Annotated in this window: 19 protein-coding genes and 2 pseudogenes; 6 read left to right on the top strand and 15 right to left on the bottom strand. The window is 72.1% G+C overall.

The window, feature by feature from the left end:
- Positions 1-153 precede the first annotated feature (153 nt).
- Positions 154-699: a GtrA family protein gene (locus tag ACZ79I_RS15775; protein ID WP_471497998.1), complete on the top strand. Its 546-nt coding sequence runs from the start codon at positions 154-156 to the stop codon at positions 697-699.
- Positions 696-2,318, top strand: a complete 1,623-nt coding sequence (locus ACZ79I_RS15770) for a hypothetical protein (protein WP_471497996.1) — start codon at positions 696-698, stop codon at positions 2,316-2,318. The genes ACZ79I_RS15775 and ACZ79I_RS15770 overlap by 4 nt, the downstream gene beginning before the upstream one ends.
- A 63-nt stretch (positions 2,319-2,381) precedes the next feature.
- Here ACZ79I_RS15770 and ACZ79I_RS15765 read toward each other — a convergent pair whose 3' ends face one another.
- Positions 2,382-3,218, bottom strand: coding sequence for an ABC transporter ATP-binding protein (locus tag ACZ79I_RS15765; protein ID WP_471497995.1), 837 nt, complete (start codon positions 3,216-3,218; stop codon positions 2,382-2,384).
- Positions 3,211-4,125: an ABC transporter permease gene (locus tag ACZ79I_RS15760; RefSeq protein ID WP_471497994.1), complete on the bottom strand. Its 915-nt coding sequence runs from the start codon at positions 4,123-4,125 to the stop codon at positions 3,211-3,213. Before ACZ79I_RS15760 ends, ACZ79I_RS15765 begins: the two co-directional genes overlap by 8 nt.
- A gap of 219 nt (positions 4,126-4,344) precedes the next feature.
- Between ACZ79I_RS15760 and ACZ79I_RS15755 the strand changes: the two genes are divergently transcribed.
- On the top strand, positions 4,345-4,971 hold the full coding sequence (locus ACZ79I_RS15755) for a TetR/AcrR family transcriptional regulator (RefSeq protein ID WP_471497992.1): 627 nt from the start codon (positions 4,345-4,347) through the stop codon (positions 4,969-4,971).
- Between the two features lie 92 nt (positions 4,972-5,063).
- Here ACZ79I_RS15755 and ACZ79I_RS15750 read toward each other — a convergent pair whose 3' ends face one another.
- Positions 5,064-5,261, bottom strand: a complete 198-nt coding sequence (locus ACZ79I_RS15750; protein WP_471497991.1) for a DUF397 domain-containing protein — start codon at positions 5,259-5,261, stop codon at positions 5,064-5,066.
- Entirely contained in the window at positions 5,258-6,082 is an 825-nt protein-coding gene (locus ACZ79I_RS15745) for a helix-turn-helix domain-containing protein (RefSeq protein ID WP_471497990.1), read from the bottom strand. The genes ACZ79I_RS15750 and ACZ79I_RS15745 overlap by 4 nt, the downstream gene beginning before the upstream one ends.
- A 128-nt stretch (positions 6,083-6,210) precedes the next feature.
- Between ACZ79I_RS15745 and ACZ79I_RS15740 the strand changes: the two genes are divergently transcribed.
- Positions 6,211-6,495, top strand: coding sequence for a hypothetical protein (locus ACZ79I_RS15740; RefSeq protein ID WP_471497988.1), 285 nt, complete (start codon positions 6,211-6,213; stop codon positions 6,493-6,495).
- A gap of 267 nt (positions 6,496-6,762) precedes the next feature.
- Here ACZ79I_RS15740 and ACZ79I_RS15735 read toward each other — a convergent pair whose 3' ends face one another.
- The 7 genes and pseudogenes from ACZ79I_RS15735 to ACZ79I_RS15705 all read right to left on the bottom strand — a co-directional run bounded on the left by ACZ79I_RS15735 (position 6,763) and on the right by ACZ79I_RS15705 (position 13,719).
- Positions 6,763-7,311, bottom strand: coding sequence for an immunity 49 family protein (locus ACZ79I_RS15735; RefSeq protein ID WP_471497987.1), 549 nt, complete (start codon positions 7,309-7,311; stop codon positions 6,763-6,765).
- A 307-nt stretch (positions 7,312-7,618) separates the two neighbouring features.
- Positions 7,619-8,407 (bottom strand): hypothetical protein, encoded by a 789-nt coding sequence (locus ACZ79I_RS15730; RefSeq protein ID WP_471497986.1) that lies wholly within the window; start codon positions 8,405-8,407, stop codon positions 7,619-7,621.
- Between the two features lie 139 nt (positions 8,408-8,546).
- A pseudogene (locus tag ACZ79I_RS15725) lies at positions 8,547-8,690 on the bottom strand (ADP-ribosylglycohydrolase family protein); the annotation flags it as partial.
- Positions 8,691-8,786: 96 nt separating this feature from the next.
- Complete coding sequence (locus ACZ79I_RS15720; RefSeq protein ID WP_471497984.1) at positions 8,787-9,293, bottom strand: hypothetical protein; 507 nt, start codon at positions 9,291-9,293, stop codon at positions 8,787-8,789.
- Positions 9,294-9,742: 449 nt separating this feature from the next.
- Positions 9,743-10,723: a UDP-glucose 4-epimerase GalE gene (gene galE, locus ACZ79I_RS15715; protein ID WP_471497983.1), complete on the bottom strand. Its 981-nt coding sequence runs from the start codon at positions 10,721-10,723 to the stop codon at positions 9,743-9,745.
- A 43-nt stretch (positions 10,724-10,766) separates the two neighbouring features.
- The gene (locus ACZ79I_RS15710) at positions 10,767-12,368 is read right to left on the bottom strand and encodes a glycosyltransferase family 2 protein (protein ID WP_471497982.1); all 1,602 of its coding nucleotides are present in this window, start codon (positions 12,366-12,368) and stop codon (positions 10,767-10,769) included.
- A gap of 37 nt (positions 12,369-12,405) precedes the next feature.
- Complete coding sequence (locus ACZ79I_RS15705) at positions 12,406-13,719, bottom strand: glycosyltransferase 87 family protein (protein ID WP_471504979.1); 1,314 nt, start codon at positions 13,717-13,719, stop codon at positions 12,406-12,408.
- Positions 13,720-13,862: 143 nt separating this feature from the next.
- Here ACZ79I_RS15705 and ACZ79I_RS15700 point away from each other — a divergent pair.
- Positions 13,863-14,888, top strand: a pseudogene (locus ACZ79I_RS15700) (glycosyltransferase family 39 protein); the annotation flags it as partial.
- 800 nt (positions 14,889-15,688) lie between these two features.
- Here the strand turns inward: ACZ79I_RS15700 and ACZ79I_RS15695 are convergent.
- A complete protein-coding gene (locus tag ACZ79I_RS15695; protein WP_471497980.1) occupies positions 15,689-16,225 on the bottom strand; it encodes a MarR family winged helix-turn-helix transcriptional regulator in 537 nt (178 codons plus the stop codon).
- A gap of 132 nt (positions 16,226-16,357) precedes the next feature.
- On the opposite strand from ACZ79I_RS15695, the gene ACZ79I_RS15690 reads away from it, so the two are divergent.
- Entirely contained in the window at positions 16,358-16,771 is a 414-nt protein-coding gene (locus ACZ79I_RS15690) for an organic hydroperoxide resistance protein (RefSeq protein WP_471497979.1), read from the top strand.
- 6 nt (positions 16,772-16,777) lie between these two features.
- Here ACZ79I_RS15690 and ACZ79I_RS15685 read toward each other — a convergent pair whose 3' ends face one another.
- The 3 genes from ACZ79I_RS15685 to ACZ79I_RS15675 form a co-directional block, all read right to left on the bottom strand.
- Positions 16,778-18,985 (bottom strand): bifunctional glycosyltransferase/CDP-glycerol:glycerophosphate glycerophosphotransferase, encoded by a 2,208-nt coding sequence (locus ACZ79I_RS15685; protein ID WP_471497977.1) that lies wholly within the window; start codon positions 18,983-18,985, stop codon positions 16,778-16,780.
- Between the two features lie 3 nt (positions 18,986-18,988).
- Complete coding sequence (locus ACZ79I_RS15680) at positions 18,989-21,181, bottom strand: bifunctional glycosyltransferase/CDP-glycerol:glycerophosphate glycerophosphotransferase (protein ID WP_471497976.1); 2,193 nt, start codon at positions 21,179-21,181, stop codon at positions 18,989-18,991.
- 85 nt (positions 21,182-21,266) lie between these two features.
- A complete protein-coding gene (locus ACZ79I_RS15675; RefSeq protein ID WP_471497974.1) occupies positions 21,267-23,522 on the bottom strand; it encodes a bifunctional glycosyltransferase/CDP-glycerol:glycerophosphate glycerophosphotransferase in 2,256 nt (751 codons plus the stop codon).
- Positions 23,523-23,663: the final 141 nt, after the last annotated feature.

Below are 23,663 nucleotides of genomic sequence, written 5' to 3'. Positions count from 1 at the left end.
CCGTGCCCGGGGACGATCTGCCATCAGGCGGCCGATTCCGGCATTCTTGCCACGACTTAGGGGAATTCCCTCCTGCTCCTTACCCTTTCCCGTTAAACGGGACATTCCGGCTAGGGTTGGCGTGATCGCCGGACCAGTGGAGGACCCGTACCCGTGACTGTGAACCTCGCCGAGCAGCGCCCCCAGGCCGTTCGCACGGCCGTCGAGGCCGTCGCTCCCCCCGCGCCCACCCCCACCCCCATCCCGGCACCCGCCCCCGTTCCCCGGCTTGCCCAGGTGCGGCGGTTCGTGGTGGAGGTGGCCAAGTTCGGGGTCGTCGGCGGCAGCGGAGTCGCGGTCAACTTCCTCGTCTTCAACTGCCTGCTGCACGGCCTGGGCCGGCCGCCGATGACGGCGACCGTGCTCGCGAGCGTCGTCGCCATGGGCACCAACTACCTCGGCTTCCGCTTCTTCGCCTACCGCGACCGTGCCTCGCGCACCGGCCGGCAGATCGCGCTGTTCTTCGTCTTCAGCGGGATCGGGGTGCTGATGGAGAGCGTGCTGTTCTACGCCGCCTACGACACTCTCTCGATGAACGGGCCCTTCGGCTCCAACGTCGCGAAGGCGCTGTCGATCGTGCTGGCCTCGGCGTTCCGCTTCCTCGTGTACCGGACGTGGGTGTTCCAGCACGGGGCGAAGCACGGCGTCGGCACTCGATGAGCGTCGCGGCCGAGAGAACCGGCGGGCCCCGGGGGGCCGGAGCCGGAAGAGCCAAGGGGGCCCCGAGCGGCGAGAGCAGCGGGCCCGGCGCGGCCGCCGGCGCCAAGGGCCCCTGGGGCCCGCTCGCGCCCGTCGGGGCGCGGCGCGGGACGGCCGGTGCCGTGCCCGTCCTGCTGTGGGCGACGGTGGCGCTGCTCGTCGTGCTGATGCTGCTCGTCGTCGCCCGGCTGCCCTGGGACGGCGACCTCGGCATGCACGCGGCGACCGTGGAGCGACTGCGGCACCGGCTGCTCGACCCCGGCAACCCGCTGGTCGACGAGAACACGCCGAGCCCGTACTACTCACCGTGGACCGTCTTCCTCGGGGTCCTGGCCCGCCTCACCGGGCTGTCCGTCTGGGCCGTGCTGCGCATCGGCGCGCTGATCGGGCTGACGCTGCTGGTGACGGGCGTGTGGCGGTACGTCAGGGCGCTGAGCGCGCACCCGCTCGCGCCGCCGCTCGCCCTGCTGTGCGTGGTGCTGCTGTGGGGCACGCACGTGTTCAAGTGGAGCGGCTTCCTCGGGCTCAACTCCCTCGCGCTGACGGTGGCCTACCCGAGCGTGTTCGCGCTGGGGCTGGCCTTCCACTTATGGGCGCTGCTGACGCGGGCGCTGAAGGGCGGGTCCCCGGGGTGGCTGCCCTTCCTCGGACTCGGTGCGATATGGGCGGTGATACTGCTCAGCCACCAGTTCACCGGAGTGGTGGCGACGCTGGGCGCGGTGGCCACGGTGGTCGGCGCGCGGGCCGGGCGCCGGCCCTTGCCGCGGCTGGCGGCCGGCGCCGCGCTCGGCGTGGCCGTTCTCGTGCTGTGGCCCTACTACGACTTCTTCGCGCTGCTCCGGGCCGACGAGCTCGAGTCGATCCACCAGCCCCTGTACCAGGACCTGCCGGCCCGTTACTGGCTCGTGCTGCTGGGGGTCCTGGCGCTCGCGGCACGGGCGCGGCGGGACCGGGGGGACCCGCTGGCGGTGTTCTTCCTGCTCGGGGCGCTGGTGTTCACGGCCGGCGGGCTGACCGGGCACTATTCCTGGGGGCGGGCCCTGCCCGCGGCGGTCGTCCCGGCGCAGCTCGCCGTGGCCGTGGAGGTGGCGGGAGCGGCCCGCGGACGCCCGCGGAACGCGGCGGCGGTCCTGCTGGCCGGTGCGCTGGCCGCCGGGGCGTGGACGCAGGCGCAGACCGTGGGGTACGTGACCGGTCGTGGCGCCCTGCCGGGCGCGGTCGCGGCGAAGTACCAGGTGCCGTGGCCGGGATACCGCTGGATCACGCCGTGGGTGCGGTACGGGGACGTGGTGATGGCCCAGACCTTCCCGGCGCGGCAGATCCCGGCGTACGGGGCCTACACCGTGGCGCCGGGGTACCCGGACTTCTTCATGCCGGACGCGGGCGCGCGGGAGGCCGCGGTGCGGAGGTACTTCGGCGCGGGGGCGTCCCGCGGCGAGCGGATCGGGGTGCTGCGGTCGTACGGGGTGCGCTGGGTGGTGCAACGGCCGTCCGACGGGGGGCTGCCGCCCGGGGACGGGGCGCTGCGGCGGATGGCCACGGGGCCGGACGGCCAGGTGCTGTACGAGGTCCTGCGCTGAGGGCGTCCGCCCCGGCCCGAGCCGCTCCCCCGCACCCGGGCGGGGGAGCGGCTCGGACTGCCGTTACTTGCCCTGCTTCGCCGGGGCGGGGGCGGCCGGGCCCTTCGGCTTGTCGCCGTTGGTGAAATCCTCGTAGGCGGCGAGGACGTCCTCGGTCGGACCGTCCATGCGCAGCACGCCGCGCTCCAGCCACAGCGCCCGCTCGCAGGTGTCGCGGATCGTGGCGTTGCTGTGGGTGACCAGGAAGACCGTGCCCGCCTGCTCACGCAGTTCGCGGATGCGCTTCTCGGACCGCCTCTGGAAGGAGCGGTCGCCGGTGGCCAGCGCCTCGTCGATGAGCAGGACGTCGTGGTCCTTGGCGGCGGCGATCGAGAAGCGCAGCCGGGCGCCCATGCCGGAGGAGTAGGTCCGCATGGGGAGGGTGATGAAGTCGCCCTTCTCGTTGATGCCGGAGAAGTCGACGATCTCCTGGTAGCGGGCCTTGATCTCCTCGCGCGACATGCCCATCGCGAGGCCGCCCAGGATGACGTTCCGCTCGCCCGTCAGGTCGCCCATCAGAGCCGCGTTCACGCCGAGCAGGGAGGGCTGCCCGTTGGTGTAGATCTTGCCGTTCTCCACGGGCAGCAGCCCGGCGACGGCCCGCAGCAGCGTCGACTTGCCGGAGCCGTTCGTGCCGATCAGGCCGATGGCCTCGCCCTTGTAGGCGGTGAAGGAGACGTTCTTCACCGCGTGTACCCGGCGCACGCCCGCCGCCTTCTCCGTCTGCTTGCGGTGCAGTATGCGGTTGAGCGCGGCGGTGGCGGAGCCCCGGCCGGCGCCGGTGCCGTTGACGCGGTAGACGATGTCGACGCCGTCGCAGATGACGGTGGGAATCCGCTCGTCGTTCACAGAATCAGCCACGGCCGTACTTCTCCTCAGCCTTCCAGAAGTAGATGAAGCCGCCGACGCCCGCGAGGAGGGCCCAGCCGACCGCATAGGCCCACACATGGTGGGGGAGCTGGTGTGCGTGGAAGCTGTCGATGAGGGCGAAGCGCATCAGGTCGATGTAGACCGCGGCGGGGTTGGCCTTCAGGAACACCTTCACGATGTGCGGGAACGTGCTGTGCTTGAGCATCGAGTCGATGCTCCACATGACACCCGACACGTACATCCAGGTGCGCAGGAGGAACGGCATCAGCTGCGCGATGTCCGGCGTCTTCGCGCCCATCCGGGCCATGACCATGGAGACGCCCGCGTTGAACGTGAACTGCAGGACCAGGACCGGCACCGCGAGCAGCCAGGAGAGGGCCGGCGGCACACCGAAGCTGAGCAGGATCACGATCAAGGCGGCCATCGAGAACAGCAACTGCTGGAGCTGCTGCAGCGCGAAGGAGATGGGCAGCGCGGCGCGCGGGAAGTGCAGGGCGCGGACGAGGCCGAGGTTGCCGGAGATCGCGCGGGTGCCCGCCATGATCGAGGACTGTGTGAACGTCCAGATGAACACGCCCGTGACCAGGAACGGGATGAAGTCGGCCACGCCGTGCTTGGTGCCGAGCAGCACGCCGAAGATGAAGTAGTAGACCGCCGCGTTCAGCAGGGGGGTCATCACCTGCCACACCTGGCCGAGCTTCGCCTGGCTGTACTGGGCGGTGAGTTTGGCGGTGGCGAAGGCCGTGATGAAGTGGCGGCGCGCCCACAGCTGCCGGACGTACTCCGGCAGGGAGGGGCGGGCACCGCTGACGGAGAGGCCGTACCGGGCGGCCAGCTGCGCGGGCGTCTCGCCTGCCGCGGGCGCCGTGGGGGGCGGTGTGTCGAGGACCTGGCTCACATCCGCTGCTTTCGCTCGGGGGTCGGGTGCGGCGAACCGGTCCGTAGTCTTCCGCCGTGGTGCCCCCGCTGGTACCGCGTTCCTGGGGCCTTTGCCACTCTTTGGGGTTTGAATGGCCACGCTTTACGTCGAGACGGGACCGTATCGTCGCAACGTGAGCGTAAGCCGTCCTGACGTCGGGACGCAACCGTTTCGTCGTTACGCCCTATGCTGGTGCGCATGACCACGAACGCCGGCACTCCCCAGGTGAAGCGGCGCCGCAGGGCGCCCGCGGGTGCGGCCGTGCTCCGCGAGGACGTGACGGAGGCCATCCGCCTGGCCGTCTTCGAGGAGCTCGCCGCCGTCGGCTACGCCCGGATGTCCATCGAGGGCATCGCGCGGCGGGCGGGTGTCGGCAAGACGGCGGTGTACCGCCGGTGGCGCTCCAAACTGCACCTGGTGCTCGACCTGGTCTCGGCGGTCGCCGTCCAGGGCCTGCCGGCCCCCGACACGGGAACCCTGGAGGGGGACCTGCGCCTGCTGTACGAGGTGACGTCCCGCGCCCTGCGCCACCCGGTGGCCGGCCAGATCATCCCGGACCTCCAGGCGGAGGCCGCGCGCAACCCGGACATCGCCGACGCCATGCAGAAGGCGCTGCGCGAGGGCCAGCAGAGCGTGGCGAGCGGCATCGTCGCCGCGGCGGCCGCCCGGGGCGAGATCCGCGAGGGCATCGACACGGACCTGGCCCTCGACCTGATCTCGGGCCCGCTCTACTGGCGGGCGGTGGTGGTCCGCAGCCCGAAACTCCCGAAGGGCTACCTGGCGGGGCTCGCGCGGGCGACGGCAGGGGCGCTGAAGGCGTTGTGAGGGGGCGCGCGGGTTGGGCCCCCGGGGGCGCGCCCTGGACCTGCCGGCGCCGCAGCCGGGCCGGAGTGTCGAAGGCGGCGTCGCCGCCCCGCTCAGTGCTTGACCGCCTCCACGAAGGCGCTCCAGGAAGCGGTGGAGAAGACGAGGGTGCGGGCGTGCGGGGTCTTGCTGTCTCGGACGGGGACGATGCCGGGGTAGCCGTCGGAGACCTCGACGCAGTCGTTGTCTCCCCCTTCGCTGTAGCTGGACTTGCGCCACACGGCGGTGCTCAGGTCGGGGGTGTGCGTCATGGTCGATGCTCCTCCAGTTCGCGCCTGATGAATGTGAGCGAGTCCGCGGGGGACAGCGCCAGGTCTCGGAGCCGATCGTAGGACAGTCGGAGCCGCAGGACATCGTCCGGATCTTCGACCAGGGCGCTGCAGCCGTTCCCTTCCTTGTAGGCGGTGGCGCTTCCGTCCTTCTGCCACAGCAGGGTCAGCGACCCCGTCATGTGATGGTGGGCTCCCACGGAGAACGGCAGCACATGGACCACCACGTTCGGCCACAGCGCGACGGCCTCCAGGCGAAGTAGCTGATCGGTCCAGGTCTTTGGTCGCGTCGCCGGACGCCGGAAGGCGAACTCGTCGATGACGATGCGGACGTCGGGCTCCGGCTTCTGCTGCAGCAGGTACTGCCGCCCCAACCGCGCGGCAACCTGCTCCTCAAGCAGCTCGTCACCGTCGGCCGTGGTCAAAGCCCCGGACAACACCCCGCGAGCGAAGTCCTCGGTTTGCAGAAGGCCAGGCACGCCCAACGCGAACTTCTGCATGACCCGCGCTGTCGCCTCCAGCTCCATGAACCGCTTGTACTGGTCCTTGAACGCGTCGAGCCGCGCCACCTTCCAGTGGCTGACCAGCAGGTCTCCGGACCCGAAGTACGTGTCCAGGTCCTCCATGACCGCCATCTTGGAGAGCCGTTTCCCGGACTCCAGCCGACACAGGTAACTCTTGTCGTACGCGGTCTCCTCGGCCAGTTGCCCGAGCGACTTGCCCGCCTTCTCCCGGAGGTATCTGAGGGTCCGCCCCAGCACGGCGCGCCCCGACTCCCCTTCCGCGTCAACCACTTGATCCACGCCACCCCTCCTCGTTGCCGGGCGTGTCAGGCCATGCCGACCCTCTTTCGCAGAGTACGCGCAAGCAGTGACCATCGAAGCACCAACCGTAATCGCCGCCTGTCAGGCTTGCGCCGAAGGGAACACCTGTGCTCGACAACCCCCGCCTCCTGCCCTGGACCACCCCGGAGGGCAAGCCGTGCTACCTCAGTACGGACAGCGACGACAGCCTGCTCTCCCAGCTCGCGGACGACGTGGAAGCCGCCCAGTTGGAATCGGGCCGGCAGGTGCTGACCGGCGCCCGGGCGGTCCTGGCCGACCCCAGGGCGGGCGAGTACTCGGTGCGGTTCGCGCTCACCAGGGCGGTGGAGTCGCTGGCCGACGCACTCCGGATCGCGGCCAGCCGGGGCGCACGCCTGCCGGTGCGCGAGTGACGACCTGGGCGGAACCGGTTGCAGCCGTCCAGGAACAGGAATTGGTGGATCTGTGCCACCCGTCGTCCGCTACGCGCCTGGTCGCGCCGCCCGCAGTCGGCACAGATCCACCACACGCTGCTGAGTGGTACATGCGCAGCGCCAACGTCGAAGGCCCCGCTCCGCGAACCGCTCGGCATCAGCTCCCTGCGCCCCTGCGCACTGTGCCGGGCAGCACATCACAGCCGGGGAAGGCATGTCGGCAGGGACGAGTCGTCCAGTCGTACGTCAGGTCTCGAACTCGCCGAGCCAGGAACGCCTGAGCAGGTGCTCGGGCAGGTACTCGGAATCGACGTCGACGTGCATGCCGACATCATGGGCCAGGCAAGCGATGGCCAACGGGCCGAGTGCTACCGCGCCGTCGGTGGTGAGCCGGCGGTCCTCGTCCGCGGTCCAGTACTCCCTGTGGAGTTGCAGCGCCTCGACCAGAGCGGCGTTGAACTGCTCTTCGTCGCGCTTGAGGAACTGCAGGAAGAGGTTGAGCGCGGGTAGAGGACCTTCAGCATCAGCTCGCGGTCGGCGACGCGGAGCCGGGGGCGGGGTCGGTGCCCGAAGGCGGCCGTGAACATGGTCGAGGCCCTCGGTCCGGTAGCCGTACATGCCCTTCTTGCCGGACCCGTCGTCGACCTTCGGCGGATCGCCGCCGACGAGTTTGACGATCTTGGCGTAGCAGTCGCGCTCGGTGGCCTGGAAGTCGGACGCCTCCTGCCGGAGCCGCTCGAACGTCTCCACCAGCGGGCGGATTTCGTCCGCGTAGGCGGCCAGGGCGCCTATCAAACGGGGTCTTCTGACTCCAAGGCGATTCAGGCCGAATCAGCCCGCGCCTGCGCCGACTTCGCTCCTCGAGGCGCCCGACTCGCGGCCGGTTCCATGAGTTCGCGGACGCGCAGGACGCGGTCCTCGAAGCCCGGCAGCGGGACGTGCAAGGGTCGGTTCGGCAGGGCGGAGCCGTGCCCGAAGTGGTCGTGGAGGTCCGCGAGGCGGGCTCGCCCGGTCCGCGCGGGCAGGCTCCCGGCGTTCCTCGGCCTGCTGCATGTGGGCCACCGCCGCACGTGCACGACTCCACCCTGCCGGGATGCCTCGCTCAGCGAGCGCGAAGAGTCCTGACTCCGTAGGGTTCGAAGTCGTAGACGGTCCGGTTGATCCGCAGGCCGTCGACGGCGCCGATCCACATGTAGTCGCGGCCCTTGCTCACCCCGGCGGTGTAGACGGTCGGCTGCGCCCCGCCGTCGTTGAGCGCGGTCATCAGTTGCTGGAAGGTGCACTGGGCGGTCAGCTTGCAGCCGGTCACGTTCCCCGCGGTTCCCGAGAGGTACCACGTGCCGGTCGTGGTGGCGTCCAGGTAGGGACTCCACTGGTCCACCACCGGGGAGGGGTCCGGGTTCCACACCATCGAGGAGTAGGTGGTGGCCGGGGACGCAGCGAGGTTCGGATTGATCTCGAACCTGATGTTCGGCATGTTCCTCGGGCCACCGTAGGAGACGTTCTCGCCGGTCTGGAAGACGTGGAAACCGACCTGGGCCAGTGACGGTACCGGGTCACCGTAGAAGTCGACCTCGTTGCCGAAGTGGACGAACTCAGCGGGCGCGGTGAGGGAGGTGGACTTGTCCGCCACCTCCATTCCGAGGCTGCCCTGTCCGTAGGGCGGCCTCGCGGAAGGACCCTGTACGCCGAACGAGCCGAACGGGCCGTTCCGCAAGGCGCCCACGGGAGAGCCGATCGTGTTGCGGGTGATGATGCCCCAGTGGTCCGAGTCTTTCCGGTCTCCGTTGGCGTCGGCGGATGCCGATCCCGGGGCGGCCAGGGCGGCGATCGCGACCAGCGCTGTGACGCCGAGCATCACTTTCTGCTTCACACCGGAGAGAGCGTTCACGTTCAACTCTTTCGTGGTCGACAGGGCATGACGGGCTCCGGAGCGGGGCCTCATGCAACGCACACCACGGTAAGGACCCTCAGCAGCGGAACCGGCCCTGACGCACCCGTGGTACGAGGTGGTTGGTTCCTATGGCGGAGCGAGCCGAGAACGCGGCCTTGGGTCCGAACTCGAAGGGCGCGCCCAGCGCGTCGCCCACGGCGGAGCCGAGGACGGAGCCGAGGGCGCGATCGGCGCGGGTGGGGCGCGCGGCGGGGTGCGGCGGGGTGTCGGGCTCGTTCATCGGGCCAGGGTACGAGCGGGTGGCCGGAACGCGGAGGTGGGACCGATCGCCGGCCGGCGATCGGTCCCACCCGGATCCTCTGCTTTTCTCCTGCTGTCAGTAGATCGGGGTGAAGCCGATGCCGCACTCCGTCCCGATGTTCGATGTGGTGAAGGGGGTGGCGGAGGTCGTGCACGTGGCGCCGTAGGCGACTCCGTCCGGGGCCACCACGGTGATGTGGAGGGAGCCGGGGACCGCCTCCTCCACGGCCACGGTCGCGTCCACCACACAGGTCGGAGTGCCCCGGACCGCTGTGAGGTCAATCCAGGCCGCCGGAACCCGGCTGTCGTGGAGGAAGGCGTGCCCCTCGGCCGTCGACACACGGAAGATCGTCCCGAACAGTGGGCTCCCCGAGTAGTCCACGACGGCGGAGTCGATGCTGTGGTCCCCGTTCCGGTCCGTGTCCTGGGCGTCGGCCACCACGCTCCGCAACGTACACGTTCCGCTCTGGGAAGCGGACGAGTCGTTGTCGTCCGCGGACGCCGGCACGGCCACGAGAGCCCCGACGAGGAGGGCCCCCGACACCGTCGCGAGCCCTCTGGCCGCCCAAGCGAGCTTCTTCATTCCTGCCTTCCTCTCCATGGATGCAAAGGCCCATCGGCGACCCGAGAAGAAGGCGTCTCCCTGAGGGCGTCTCCCTGAGCGAATGCCGCCTGTCCATCCAGAACGCCGTAAATGACCTCTTTTCGGCGTCAATATTCCAGGCGGAGAATGCGACTGTCCGGACACCATTCCGAACTCATCGCCCAGGGGGAGTAGGGGCGTGCTCCCAATGGAGCCCGAGTGTGCGCCGGTGGGCCGGGCTGAGTGGGCGTCATGGCCCGCCGTCCTGCGGGCCCTTCGGCTCGTCGGTCCGGTCGGCGCTTCTCCGGCCCGTCACGTCCGAGCGGCACCACGTCGGCCTGTCGGCCTGTCGGCCTGTCGGCCTGTCGGCCTGTCGGCCCGGCAGACCGCCGGGTGCGGCCCCGACTCGGGGACGTCGTCGAGTGGGCCCCGCGGCGGCCCCGCGCCGCCTAGCTCCGTGCCGCTCCCGGGTGCCTCAGCACCCATCCCTCCCACGCCGATGTGATCATGTCGTCGACGTCGTACCGCGCCGTCCAGCCCAGCTCCTTGGCGATGCGCTCGGCCGAGGCGACGACGCGGGCCGGGTCACCGGGGCGGCGGGGGGTGATCACCGGCGGGATGTCGTAGCCCGTGAGCGCGTTGATGCGGTCGGTCATCTCGCGGACCGACACGCCTTCCCCCCGGCCGATGTTGAGGGTGAGGTCCGTGCCGCGGGAGGATCCGAGCGCACGGGCCGCGGCCACATGGGCCTCCGCCAGGTCGACCACGTGGATGTAGTCGCGCACACATGTGCCGTCGGGGGTCGGGTAGTCGTCGCCGAAGATGCGCGGGGGCGCGTTCTGAGTCAGCTTCTCGAAGACCATGGGGATCAGGTTGAAGACGCCCGTGTCCGCCAGGTGCGGCGTCGCCGACCCGGCCACGTTGAAGTAGCGCAGGGACGCCGTGGACAGGCCCGCCGCACGGGACGTCGCGCGCACCAGCCATTCGCCGACGAGCTTCGTCTCGCCGTACGGCGACATCGGCGCGCACGCGGTGTCCTCCGTCACCAGGTCCACGTCCGGCATGCCGTACACCGCGGCGGACGAGGAGAACACGAAAGAGGGAACGCCGACCGCCGTCACGGCTTCCAGCAGGACGCGCAGGCCCTCCACGTTCTCCCGGTAGTAGAACAGCGGCAGTTCGACCGACTCGCCGACCTGCTTCTTCGCCGCCAGGTGCACGACACCCGTCACCTCGTGATCGGCCAGCGTGCGGCGCAGCAGTCCGCCGTCCAGGGTGGAGCCCACGACCAGCGGCACCGTGGCGGGCACGCGCTCGGCGATGCCGGTGGACAGGTCGTCGTAGACCACGGCCCGCTCGCCCGCCTCGGTCATGGCGCGGACGACGTGCGCCCCGATGTAACCGGCTCCGCCGGTGATCAGCCAGGTCATGTGCGGGCGTCTCCTCGTCAGTTGGCGCTGGGTGCTCGTGCGGTCACTTCCAGTGAACCAGGCGTCGCAGTCTGCGAGCCGCGACGGATGTCGCTCCCCGGAGGCCGGATGCCATGCGCAGGGCCAGCGTTCCGGAGTGCGTCGCGTACGGCTGTACCAGCAGCACGCCGTGCCTGAGGCTCGCCACCGCGCGGCGGCGCAGCAGGCCCGGGCGGGTGAGGGCGTGGGCCGTGGTCTCGCAGCTCGTGCCGTCGTCGAAGCGCAGCGTCAGCCGCAGGTCCCAGGTGCCGGCGCCGAGCGCCCCGAGGTCCAGGGCCGTCTCGGCCGTCCAGATGCCGGAGCCCGCGTCCCGCGCGAGCCGGGCCGTGCGGGTGAGACCCACCCTGGTGCCGTCCTCCCGCAGCACGAACTCCACGTCCACCCGGTCCGGTCGCGCGTTCTCCACCCGCCCGTACAGCTCGTGCAGTCGCAGCCGCAGCCGGGAGGCACGCGCGCGTGGGTGCAGTTCCGCGTCGACGGCGACCGGAAGGTGGTGGACGGGACGGTGCAGCAGGTGCTCCAGCCGGACCTGCGGAAGGTCCGCCGACCAGACGGGGACGCCGTCCGCCGTGCTCGCGTAGGGCGGGGTCAGACGTGCCGGGCGGGCCGCCAGTTCCTTGAGGCGGTGCAGGTCCCGCGGCTGTCCGGAGGCGAGCAGCACCTGGGCGACGACCCGGCCCGGCACGGACGCCTGCGCGAAGTCCGCCGCGTCGAAGTCCGACAGGTACGCGCGCGTGAGCGTCCACCACTCCTCGCGGTACTCCGGGGAGCGCAGCGGGAGTTCCCGTGCGTACATGCGCAGCCCGCGGTCCAGGAAGGCGGTGCGTGCCGACCGGGCGAGCCGTTTCTCGCCGGCGCTCAGCAGGATCTCGTGCGCCTGCCGGTTCGCCTCCATGCGCGCCTTCCAGTTGTCGATTCCGGCGCGATCGAGGGAGATGGACAGGCGGCGGGCGGAGCGGCGGACGTGCCAGACGTAGACCGTCTCGGGGACCAGGGCCATGCTCGGTCCGGCGGCGAGGACGCGCGCGCCGAAGACGAAGTCCTCGTAGGGGAAGCGGCCTTCGGGGAAGCGGATGGCGTGCTCGCGCAGGAAGTCGGTGCGGTACAGCTTGTTGACGCACAGCGTGTCGTGCACCAGACGGGGGCGCCGGGAGGGGCCGGGGACCACCGCCGGCCGCTCGTACAGCTCCGGCTCCCAGGGCGTCTCGCGGCCCGACGGCAGCTCGCGGCGCACGCACAGGCCCGCGGAGAGCTCGGTCCCGTGCGCGACGGCCGCCATGAGCAGCGTGTCGGCCGCGCCGGGCGGCAGGATGTCGTCGCTGTCCAGGAACATCAGGTACGGAGCGGTCGCCGCGTCGATCCCGTCGTTGCGGGGAGTGCCGCAGCCGCCGCTGTTGACGGTTCTGCGCACCACTCTCACTCGCGGGTCCTCGGCCGCGAGGGCGTCCAGCAGTTCGGGGCTGCCGTCCGTCGAGCAGTCGTCGACCGCGATCACCTCACGGACGACGCCGCCCTGCGCGAGGGCCGAACGTACCGCGTCCGTCACGTGAGTGGCGTCGTCGTATCCGATGACGACGACGCTGATCTGTGCATCGTGAGGGTGCATCAAATCCACGAGCTGGGAGAGTACGGTTACCTGGTAATCATCTGTTAAGAGGCAATTGGCCTTCTGTGTGGAAGAGGGCAGGAACACGGTCAGGGTTCCATGCCGGCGCCTCGGGTTCCCGCCGTTGCGGGAGGGAACAGCCGGAGCGCCACAGGCGGGCGAAGGACATGGCCGCGGCGCAGGCCAGCAGCCCGTTGCGCACCAGCATGACCGCACAGCCCGTCCAGGTACTGCTCACCACTTCCCCGTAGAAGGCCGGATACTCCACCGCGCTCACCGCGGTCGCCGTGAGCACGAGCAGTGCCACCGGGCGCTGGGTGGTGTGGCGGGACGTCAGGCACACGGCCGACAGCCCGACCAGCCACACCATGTACTGGGGGCTGATCACCCGGCTGGTCACCGTGAACATCAGGACGGCCGCGAGAGCCGCGTCGTACGGTGTCGCGGGCGTCCACCGGAGGGCCCGCACCCGCCACAGCAGCAGGAGGACGAAGGCGGCCGCGGTCAGTGACAGCGAGCAGACGGCGACCGTGTGCACCTGGGGGCCCACGAACTCCACCGCCCCGTACTGGTAGCGCGTGTGTCCCGGCCAGCCGGCCCGGCGGGCGAACATGAGCGCCGTCCCGCCCAGTGACTCGATCTGCACGCCGCGGCCGCCCTGCTGGCGCAGGAAGTCGAACGGGCTGCGGAACAGGGCCGCGAGCAGGGCGAGCAGCGTGACCGAGGCGACCGCGGCCGCCGTCCACGCCTCACGGGTCGTACGGCCGCGCGGGGTGCCGATGAGTGCCAGCGCCGGCCATACCTTCACCAGGGCGCCCAGCGCCGCGAACACGCCGCACGCGCGCGTGGAGCGCGTCAGCGCCAGCAGGGAGACGACCGCGAAGGCGGTGACCTGGACGTCGTAGCGGGCGAGCGGGACGTGCAGCAGCAGCGGCAGGCCCGCGGTCCACAGGGCCGCCCCGCGCAGCGACCGGCCCGGACGGGTGCCCGCGCGCACCAGGGCGAGCATGATCAGGGCGTCGGTGAGCAGCGTCAGGGCCACGAAGGACTGAAAGTACGTCAGTTCCGGCACCAGCGCGGGGGAGAGCAGCACCAGGCCGGCGCCGGGCGGGTACTGCCACAGGTGGTCGCCCGAGGGGAACGTGCCCTGACGGAGGACGCCGTACCAGTGGAAGTACAGCCTCCACACCTCCTGTGCGACGCCGCCCCGGCCGAGCAGGGGGTACTGGTCGTGGGCGAGCAGCCACAGCATCAGCGCGCGGGTGGCGAGCCAGCCGGCGGCGAGGAGGGGTAACCGGGGGCGTCCGCGGATCCTCTTGCGACGGGGCGGCGGTACGGGCGCGGACGGCATCGGCGGGGGCTCCGTGGCACTCTTCAAGGCACTCATCAAGCCCGGATGGTAGGCGGCGCGCACGCCGCATGTGCGGAGATACGCCGTCAACAGACCATAAAGGTTGGTTCATCACACAAAAGCTGTCCCTGTTCAATGCGGGCATGAGTCGATCGCCGGTGAGGCGCAGGGAGCGCGCGGCCGTCCTCGTGCCCGTGGCCGTCATGTTCGCGCTCGGGCTGTGGGGACTGGACCGCGGCGGCATGTGGCGCGACGAGGCGGCCACCTACCAGGTCGCGCGGCGCTCGGTGCCGCAGATCTGGGATCTGCTGCACACCGTGGACGCGGTGCACGGCCTCTACTACCTGCTGATGCACCTGGTCCTGGCCGTCCGTCCCGGCGAGGTGCCGCTGCGGCTGCCGTCGGTCTGCGGGGCCGCCGCAGCGGCGGGGCTGGTCGCCGCGCTCGGTGCGCGGCTGTGCCGGCCGCGGGTGGGACTGTGGGCCGGGCTGCTGTACGCGGTCACGCCGATGGTCGGGCACTACGCCCAGGAGGGCCGCTCGTACGCGCTGGTGGCGGCCGGGGTCGCGGGCGCGACGCTGCTGCTGGTGCGGGCGGCGCGGGGCGGGAGGTGGTGGCCCTACGGCGTGGTCGTCGCGGTCACCTGTGTGCTGCACGAGTTCGCGGTGCTGGCGCTGCCGGCGCACGCCTGCACGCTGGCGCTCGCGCGGGTGCCGGCGCGGATGTGGCGGGGGTGGGCGTGCGCCGCGGGGGCGGCCGTCGCGGTGCTGCTCCCGCTGGTGCTGGTCTCGCGGGGGCAGGCGGCGCAGGTGGCGTGGCTGCGGGCACCGGACGGGGCGAGCGTCGTGCGCCTGGTGGAGGAGTTCGCGGGACCGGGACGGGTCGTCCTGGGGCCGTATCTGGTGCTGATGGCGTTGGCGTTGGCGGTGCGGATGCCGGGGCCGGTGCGGATGCCGGGGCCGGCGTGGCGCGGGGTGTCCCTGGCGGGTGTGGCCCTGCCGCTGCTGCTGATCCCGCCGGCGGTGCTGATGGCGGTGTCGCGGCTCTCGCCCCTGTACGACGACCGCTATGTGCTGTACGCGCTGGCCGGGGCGCCGCTGCTGGCTGCGGCGGGCGCGGAGCGGATGGCCGGGGCGGTGTGCCGGCTGCGGGCCGTGGGCCGCACGGCCCACGGCGCCGGGGGTGACGCGCCGTACGGCGGCACCGGGGGTGATGTGCCGTACGGCGGCGCCGGGGGACACGCGCCGTACGGCGGCGCGGCTGTCGGGATCCGCGCCGGCGCGCAGCTTCTCGACGGACTCGGGCGGTTCGGCCTCCTCCGGCGAGACCCGGGTCCCGGGGTGCGCGCTGTGCAGGGCGGCGGGCGCGGCGGGGACGAACTGCCCCCGCAGGGCGGACCCGCGCCACACGGCGGGGCGGTCGCGTTGCGGGAGCGGTCGCGGGTGCCGGCGCCGGGCGCCCTTGCGACCGCCCGGCGGCCCGCACGGCGTGGGCGGCACGGCGTCGCCCTGCTCGGCGTGCTCGCCGTCTGCGCCGGCCTGGTCGCGCAGTTCCCCCTCCTCGAGGCCGATCGCAGCGCCGCGCACCGGCCCGACGACCTGGCCGCCGTGTCCGCGCTGGTGGCGCGGCAGGTGCGCCCCGGCGACCCCGTACTGTTCCTGCCGTCCCTGGAACGGCGGTCGGCGCTCGCCTATCCGGCCGGCTTCCGGGGGCTGCGGGACGTGGCGCTGGAGGTGCCCGCCGCCGTGGACGGGACGCTGTACGGGCGGGAGGCCGCTCCCGGGGAGGTGCGGCGGCGGCTCGGGGGAGTGGCCTATGTGTGGGTGGTCGCCGGGCCGTTCGCGCTGCGGCCCTCGTGGCGACCCGGGAACCCCACCGAGCGTGCCAAGCGCGCGATCGTGAGCGAGGAGTTCATCACCCGCGAGGAGTACGCGGGCCGCGGCGTCACCCTTCGACTGTATGTGCGCCGTCAGGGCGTGAGGCCCACCGGACGGTCCGCGTCCTCGACGCCCTCGACACAGCCCGGCGCTTCCTGGAGCGCCGCCGCGTCCAGCGCCCCGGTGAGCCGGTCGAGGCGGGCCTTGAGGTCCACGATCTCCCTCAGTTCGAAGCCCGTCGACGCGGCGATCCGGCGCGGCACCACGAGCGCGCGCTCCTTCAGCGCCGTGCCCGCGTCCGTGGGGGCCACATGGACGGACCGCTCGTCCTGCGCGCTGCGCTCGCGCCGCACCAGGCCCGCCGCCTCCAGCCGCTTCAGCAGCGGCGACAGCGTCCCGGAGTCCAGCCGCAGATGCTCGCCGAGCTTCTTCACCGGCAGCTCGCCGTGCTCCCACAGCACCAGCATCACCAGGTACTGCGGGTAGGTGAGCCCGAGGTCCTTGAGCACGACGCGGTAGACGCCGTTGAAGGCGCGGGCCGCGGCGTGGAGCGAGAAGCAGATCTGGCGGTCGAGGCGCAGGTACTCCTCGTCCGCGGAGGCCCCGGCGCGGGCAGGCGTGCTCGTCATGTCCCTCAGGATAGCTCCGGGCCCAGTTTAGTTGTGCACAACTGAATTGTGTGCTCTACTTTTCTTCGTGAGGCGGTCCGGACGCACGGAAGGGCCGGCCGCCGGACATGACTTCGAGAGGGATGGTTCTCCATGGACGCGCTCTACACCGCCGTCGCCACCGCCACCCACGGCCGCGACGGGCGTGCCGTCAGCTCCGACGGCAGGCTCGACCTGCAGCTGGCCATCCCGGTGGAGATGGGCGGCAGCGGGCAGGGCACCAACCCGGAGCAGCTGTTCGCCGCCGGGTACGCCGCCTGCTTCGCCAGCGCCCTCGGCCTGGTCGGCCGGCAGGCGAAGGTCGACGTCAGCGAGGCCGCGGTGACCGGCGAGGTCGGCATCGGCAAGCAGGGTGAGGGCTTCGGCCTCGCCGTCACCCTGCGCGTCGAACTGCCGGACGCCGTCGACGAGGCGACCGGCCGCAAGCTGGTCGAGCAGGCCCACCAGGTCTGCCCCTACTCCAACGCCACCCGCGGCAACATCCCCGTGGAACTGGTCGTCGAGTAACCCGGGTCAGCGCGTCCCGGTCAGCATGTCGCTGTCGCCGGCCGCCGGGGCCGGGATCGACGGCGGGACGTCGGGCTCGCCCAGCATCAGGGTGCGCACCACCCGCTGGGCCGCCCGCCCGTCGTCGAACTCGCAGAACCGCGCCCGGAACCCGGCCCGCAGCCGCGCCGCGTCCGCGTCCCGCCAGCACCCGGAGGCGAACAGCCACGCCAGTTCCCGGTAGGAGCGCGAGACATGGCCCGGCGGATCGGCCGTGATGTCGAAGTACGCGCCCCGGGCGGCCGTGAACGCGCCCCAGTCGTCGGCGTGCACCACGATCGGCCGGTCCAGGTTGGCGTAGTCGAACATCAGGGACGAATAGTCCGTGACCAGGACGTCCGAGGCGAGCATCACCTCCTCGACGTGCAATTCGTCGGTGGCGTCGACCACGACGCCCCGCCGGTGCAGCTCCGCCAGTCCCATCCCGCGGGCCGGCCCGTCCGCGAGCGACGGGTGCAGCCGTACGACGAGGGTGTGGCCCTCGCCCAGGTCCTGCGCGAACCGTGCCGGGTCGAAGCGCTCCACATGGCCGCCCCGGACGTGGTCGCGGCGGGTCGGCGCGTACAGCACGACCGTGTGGTCCTCGGGAATGCCGTGCCGGAGCCGGAACCCGGCCCCGTCCGCGGGGCCGGCGTTGACGAGGACGTCGTTGCGCGGGCTGCCGGTGCGGGCCGAGGCGAAGTGACAGGGGTAGGCGCGGTCCCAGACCAGCTCGGAGTGGCGGTTGGCGACCAGGCTGTGGTCCCAGCGGTCGGCGCGGCGCAGCATCTGCGGCACGTCGAACCCGTACCGGGCGCCCGGCTTGCCCAGCAGGTCGGCCCCCATGTACTTCAGCGGGGTCCCCTGGTGGGTGTGGACGTGGACGCTACCGGGACGCTTGAGCAGGGTGCCGGGCCAGTTCACGTTGTTGACGAAGTACGTGGCCCGCGCGGTCACCCGGTGGTAGGCCGGCGAGCCCGGGACGACGTACTCGATGTCCGGCGGCAGGGCGCTCGCCTGGTCCTCCCGCACGACCCACACCCCCCGGATGTGCGGGGCGAGCCGGTCTGCCGCGCGGTGGATCGCGGCCGGATCACCGAGGAAGCCGCGGTGCGAGAACGCCGAGTAGACCGCCAGCTCCGGATCCAGGGCCCGGCGGCCGTGCGCCCAGGACCAGCCGCGCTTGATCCCCGAGGCGGCCGCCCCACGGGCCTGCCGGGCGCGCTCGCCGAACGCGGTGCCGGCGGCGGCGGTCCGCTGCCGGGCCCGGTAGCGGGCGTAACTCCCCTCCAGGACGCGCAGTTCGGCGGGCAACGGATCGCCGGTGCGGTGCCTGCTGAAGAGTTCGGCGGTGCGGTGGAAGAACTCCCGCTTGTCGCGGGCGGGCAGCCGGTCCGGCTTGGCGAGGATGTCCAGACAGTGCTCGCCCATCTTGCGGTGCAGGTAGGGGCGCCACCGGGCCAGCTCCGGGCGCGCGTCGACGAACGCGAAGACCCGTTCGTACTGGTCGTGGACGTCGAAGTGCTTGCGGCTGGTGGTGGACAGGATGTTGCCCTGGCGGCGCTGCCGGTAGTTCAGGCAGATGCGGTCCAGGGTCGCGATCCGCCGCGCGGACAGCAGCGCGGGGAAGGTCCAGGGGGTGTCCTCGTAGTAACCGGGCGGGAAGGTGAAGCCCTCGCGTTCGACGAAGTCCCGGCGGTAGGCCTTGTTCCACACCACCATCAGCAGTTCGAGGATCTCGGGGTGTTCGGCCGCGGTGAAGGCGCCGTCACCCGCCTCGGCCAGCACCCTGGCCAGCGCGTTGCGGCGGGTACCGCCCCACCAGTAGGTGCGGGCGTAGTCGAACACGAGGACATCCGGATCGCCGGTCTCGTCGAGCCGGTCGGCGATCGCGCGCAGCGCGCCCGGGGTGAGCGTGTCGTCGCTGTCGAGGAAGAGGAGGAAATCGCCGGTGGCGTGCGGCATTCCCGCGTTGCGGGCCCGGCCGAGTCCGACGTTCTCGGTCAGGTGCAGCACCCGCACCCGCGGGTCGCGCTCGGCGTAGCGGTCGAGGATCGCGCCGCAGCCGTCGGGCGAGCAGTCGTCGACGGCGATCACCTCGACATCGCTGTAGGACTGCCCGAGCACCGAGTCGAGGCACTCGCGCAGAAAGCCCTGCACCTTGAAGACGGGCACGATGACGCTGAAGCGGGGCACGGGTCAGCTCCTCACGAGGGCGTGGGCCGGGGCCGGGATGCGCTCGGCGAGCGGGATCACGGGCGGGACCGACTCGGGCGGCTCGCCCAGCAGCACCCGGCGCACGACGCGTTCGGCGGCGCGTCCGTCGTCGAACTGGCAGAAGCGCTCCCGGAAGGCCGCGCGCAGGGCGGCGGCGGAGCCGTCGGCGTACGTGCCGTCGCGGAAGGCGGCCGCCAGCCGGTCCGGTGTGCGTGCCACCAGGCCCGGCGGGGCCTGCATCAGGTCGAAGTAGACGCCCCGGGTCTCGCGGTAGATCTCCCAGTCGTCCGCGTACACCACGATCGGCCGGTCCAGGTTGGCGTAGTCGAACATGATCGACGAGTAGTCGGTGATCAGCGCGTCGGCGGCCAGGCAGACGTCCTCGGAGGAGCGGTGCCCTGTGACGTCGATGATCCGGCCGCTGCCCCGCCCCGTGCCGCGGTCGTAGAAGTAGTGGGCCCGCAGCAGGACCACGTACGCGTCGCCGATCGCCTCGCAGAACGCCTCCAGGTCGAGGCGTGCGTCGAAGCCGGTGCTGTAGTCCCGGTGCGTGGGCGCGTACAGGAGGGCCGTCCTGTCCTCGGGGACGCCCAGCTCCCGGCGGATGCGGGCGACGTCGTCGGCGGTCGCCGTGCAGTAGACGTCGTTGCGGGGATAGCCGTACTCGAGGGTCTCGTACGAGCCCGGGAAGGCCCGCTCCCACATCTCGGTGGAGTGCCGGTTGGAGGAGAGGTTGTAGTCCCAGCGGTCCACGCGCGCCAGCAGCTTGGTGAAGCTGCCGGTCGCGGCGGCCACCACGGGGTACGTCGACTGGTCCACGCCCATGGTCTTCAGCGGGGTGCCGTGCTGGGTCTGCAGGTGCACGCTGCCGGGGCGTTTGACGACGCCGTCCGCGAAGTTGGCGTTGTTGACCAGGTACTTGGCGCGGGCGAGCACATCCCAGTACGCGCGTGTGCCGATCACCGCGTACTCCACGCCCTCGGGCACGCCGTCCACGGCGTCCGGCTCGACCAGGAAGACCGAGCGGATGTGCGGGGCCAGTTCGCGGGCCTTGGCGTGGATGGCGGCCGGGTTGCAGGCGTAGCCGCGGCCCCAGTAGGCGCAGTACACGGCGAGGTTCTCGTCGAGCGGCCGGCGCAACTGCAGGGCGTACCGGGCGCGGGTGCGCGCCAGGCGCGGCAGCGGCGCGCTCCGCACCGACCCCGCCGCGGCCTGGTTGGCCGTCCGCAGCGCGCGGAACGCGTCGTAGGCGCCGGCCGCCAGCAGCCGGTGCTGCACCCCGATGCTGCCCGCGGGCGGCCGGAACCCGGCCGGGCGGTGGCGCCGGTACAGGCGGGCCGCCTGCCGGAAGAAGGCCCTGCGTAGATGCGCGGGCAGCCGCTCCGGATGCGCGGCGGTCTTCAGGACGACCGAGAAGAGCTGCTCGAACAGCGGCCTGAACCGGTCGGCCGGGAGGGCGAGTTCCGTGGCCCGGGCGAGCACCGTGCCGACCTGGTCGAGAAGGTCGAACTGGTGCGCGCCGGGGATGTGCAGCCGGCTGCCCTGGCGGCGCAGCAGATGCCGTACGCAGACCGAGCGCAGCACCGCGACGCGCTCGGCGGCGAGTGTGACCAGGCCGCCCCAGCCGATGTCGGTGAAGAGGCCCGCCGGGAAGACGAGGTGGTGCGCGGTGACGAAGTCGCGGCGGTAGGCGGCGCTCCACACGGGGACCGACACACCGGTCAGCCGCGGGGCCCGGCCGGGAGCGAAGGCCCCGTCGGGTGCCGTGCCCAGCGGCGGCGTGGACGTCTCGGCGTCCCACCAGTGGACCCGCTCGTGGTCGAGGTAGAGGACGTCCACATCGCCGGTCGCCGTCAGGCGCGCGTCGATCGCGGCCAGCGCGCCGGGCGTGAGGACGTCGTCCCCGTCGAGGAACAGCAGATACGCCCCGGTCGCCGCTCCCATCCCGGTGGTGCGGGCCACGCCCGGGCCGCCGGAGGGCGGCGAGGTGAGGGCGACGACCCGCGGGTCGCGCTCCGCGTACGCCGCGGCGACCGTGCCCGCCGGGGCGTCGGGCGCGTCGCAGACCGGGATCAGCTCGAAGTCGCCGAAGGACTGGGCGAGGACCGAGTCCAGCGCCTGGGACAGACGGCCGGCGACTCCGGAAGCGGGGACGATGACACTGAAGCGGGGCATTCTGGTCTTTCTCTCGGGCCCCGTTCGTGTCCTGGGGCCGTGTGTCGTGGGAGGGCGGCCTTCTGAACTCCGCGGGCCGGGCGGGTCAGCGGCTCTCGATGTCCGGGACGGGGCGGCCGGGCGCCGGAATGGTCGCGAGCCGTACGGTGGGCAGGCCGGTCGCGGCGGACGGGGCGGGGTGGCGGTCGGCCAGGGGCACGACCGACGGCTGCCAGGCGTTCTCCCCGAGCACCACCCGGCGCACGATCCGCTCGGCGGCGCGCCCGTCGTCGTAGGGGCAGAAGCGGGTGCGGAACGCGGCCCGCAGGTTCGCCGAGTGCGAACCGCACCAGTGCCCCGTGGTGAAGATGTCGATCAGCTCGTCCTCGCTGCGGGCGATCGCGCCCGGCGGGAAGGCGCGCAGGTCGAAGCAGGTGCCCCGGGCGGCCTGGTACGCCTCCCAGTCGTCGGCGTACACGACGATCGGCCGGTCGAGGTTGGCGTAGTCGAACATGATCGACGAGAAGTCGGTGACCAGCGCGTCCGAGGCCAGGCACACCGACTCGACGCTCGGATGGCCGGTGACGTCGATCAGCCGGCCGCCGGTGGTCCGCGTCAGCGGCTCACCGTACGAGGGGTGCGCGCGGGTCAGCAGCACGAAGCGCGGGCCGAGCTCGTGCAGGACGCGTTCCAGGTCGAGCGCGGGGCGCTGGCTGCGGCGGTAGTCGCGGTACGTCGGCGCGTACAGGACCGCCACCGAGCCCTCGGGGATGCCGAGGGCCTGGCGCAGCCGGGCCACGTCGGCCGAGGTCGCGCGGCTGAAGACGTCGTTGCGGGGCGTCCCGTACTCCAGCGTCGTGAAGCGCGAGGGGAAGACGCGCTCCCAGACGAGGGTGGAGTGGCGGTTGCCGGAGACGACGTAGTCCCAGGTGTCGGCGGAGCGCAGCATCCGGGCGAAGTCCGCGTCCCGGGCGGCGGCCGGACGGTCCCGGAGGTCCAGGCCCATGTGCTTGAGCGGGGTGCCCCGCAGGGTCTGGATCATGATCTGGCCCGGCCGCTTGACCACGTGGGGGCCGAAGTCGGCGTTGTGCACGAGGTACTTGGAGCGGGCCAGGGCCGTCCAGTACGCGGCGGAGCCCGGCCGCAGCCGGCGGGTGGCCACCGGGATCGTGTGGTGGTGCTCGGGCTCGGCGATCCACGCCGTGCGGATGTGCGGGACCAGGTTGCGGAAGGTCGACTCCAGGGCGGCCGGATTGCAGCCGTACCGGCCGCCCCCGGCACCGGTGAAGACGGCGCGGTCGGCGCGCAGGGGAAGGCGCAGCTGGATGCGGTAGTGCGTCCGCAGGGCGGCACGGGCCAGGCGCCGCCCGGTGCCGGCGGCCGCGCGCCGGGTGCGGCGGGCGAGGCGGGACGTCAGGGACAGCAGGCGGTAGGTGCGGTGGCTGCCGAAACGGATGAGCAGATGGCGCGGGCGGAGCGGGGCGCCCGGGACGTGGTGGCGGCGGTAGTGGGCGCGGGCCCTGCGCAGGAACTCGGCATGGCTGCCCCGGGGCAGCCGGCCGCGCCGGACGAAGACGGTGGCCAGGTGGTCGACCATGCGGCGGAACAGCTCCGGCCGCCAGCGGGCGAGTTCGGGGTGCGCGTCGAGGAACGCGAAGACCCGGTCGTACTGGTCGAAGACGTCGAAGTGCCGGTCGCTGGTCGAGCCGAGGATGCTGCCCTGGCGGCGCTGGCGGTAGTGGACGCAGACCCGGTCGAGGGTGGCGATCGTGTCCGCGGTCAGCAGCACCGGGAACGTCCAGGGGGCGTCCTCGTAGTAGCCGGGCGGGAAGGTGAAGCCCTCGCGCTCGACGAAGTCGCGGCGGTACGCCTTGTTCCACACCACCATCAGCAGCGAGAGCAGGCCGGGACGGTCATCGAGCCGGAAGGGCGCCGGGCCCCGCTCGGTGAGCAGGCCGGCGAGCTTGTTGCGGACCGCCCTGCCCGTCCAGTACGTACGGGCGTAGTCGAAGACCAGGACGTCCGGGTCGGAGGCGGCCTTCAGCCGGTCGGCGATGTCCTCCAGCGCGCCCGGTGCCAGGGTGTCGTCGCCGTCGAGGAAGAGCAGATAGTCGCCGGTCGCCTGTGCGAGCCCCGCGTTGCGGGCCCGGCCCAGCCCCACGTTCCCCGGCAGGTGCAGGGCACGCACACGGGAGTCGCGGGCGGCGAACTCGTCGATGATCGCGCCGCACGCGTCGGGCGAGCGGTCGTCGACCGCGATCACTTCGAGGTCCGCGTACGACTGTTCCAGCACGGATGAGAGGCACTCGTGCAGGTACGCCTGAACCTTGTACGCGGGAACGATGACACTGAACCTGGGCAAGGGGCATCCATGGGTCGGCGCGGGCATACTGCCCGAAAACGTCCCACGGGGTGGTTCGGTTACGTCCGCTGCGTCATACGGGGGAACGCCCGCGGAAACGCCAGGTGAACGAACAGGGGTGGACCGGCGCCGGTCCACCCC

This window comes from Streptomyces sp. PSU-S4-23, assembly GCF_055632315.1.
Note: the sequence above shows the minus strand (reverse complement) of the source record. Positions and strands in the feature narration are given on the sequence as shown.

Coding starts and splice junctions, on each gene's coding strand:
- ACZ79I_RS15680 (WP_471497976.1), bottom strand. CDS start 21,181: ATGCCCCGCTTCAGTGTCATCGTCCCCGCTTCCGGAGTCGCCGGCCGT.
- ACZ79I_RS15770 (WP_471497996.1), top strand. CDS start 696: ATGAGCGTCGCGGCCGAGAGAACCGGCGGGCCCCGGGGGGCCGGAGCC.
- ACZ79I_RS15705 (WP_471504979.1), bottom strand. CDS start 13,719: ATGCCGTCCGCGCCCGTACCGCCGCCCCGTCGCAAGAGGATCCGCGGA.
- ACZ79I_RS15720 (WP_471497984.1), bottom strand. CDS start 9,293: ATGAAGAAGCTCGCTTGGGCGGCCAGAGGGCTCGCGACGGTGTCGGGG.
- ACZ79I_RS15695 (WP_471497980.1), bottom strand. CDS start 16,225: ATGACGAGCACGCCTGCCCGCGCCGGGGCCTCCGCGGACGAGGAGTAC.
- ACZ79I_RS15710 (WP_471497982.1), bottom strand. CDS start 12,368: ATGCACCCTCACGATGCACAGATCAGCGTCGTCGTCATCGGATACGAC.
- ACZ79I_RS15750 (WP_471497991.1), bottom strand. CDS start 5,261: ATGACGCACACCCCCGACCTGAGCACCGCCGTGTGGCGCAAGTCCAGC.
- galE (WP_471497983.1), bottom strand. CDS start 10,723: ATGACCTGGCTGATCACCGGCGGAGCCGGTTACATCGGGGCGCACGTC.
- ACZ79I_RS15690 (WP_471497979.1), top strand. CDS start 16,358: ATGGACGCGCTCTACACCGCCGTCGCCACCGCCACCCACGGCCGCGAC.
- ACZ79I_RS15755 (WP_471497992.1), top strand. CDS start 4,345: ATGACCACGAACGCCGGCACTCCCCAGGTGAAGCGGCGCCGCAGGGCG.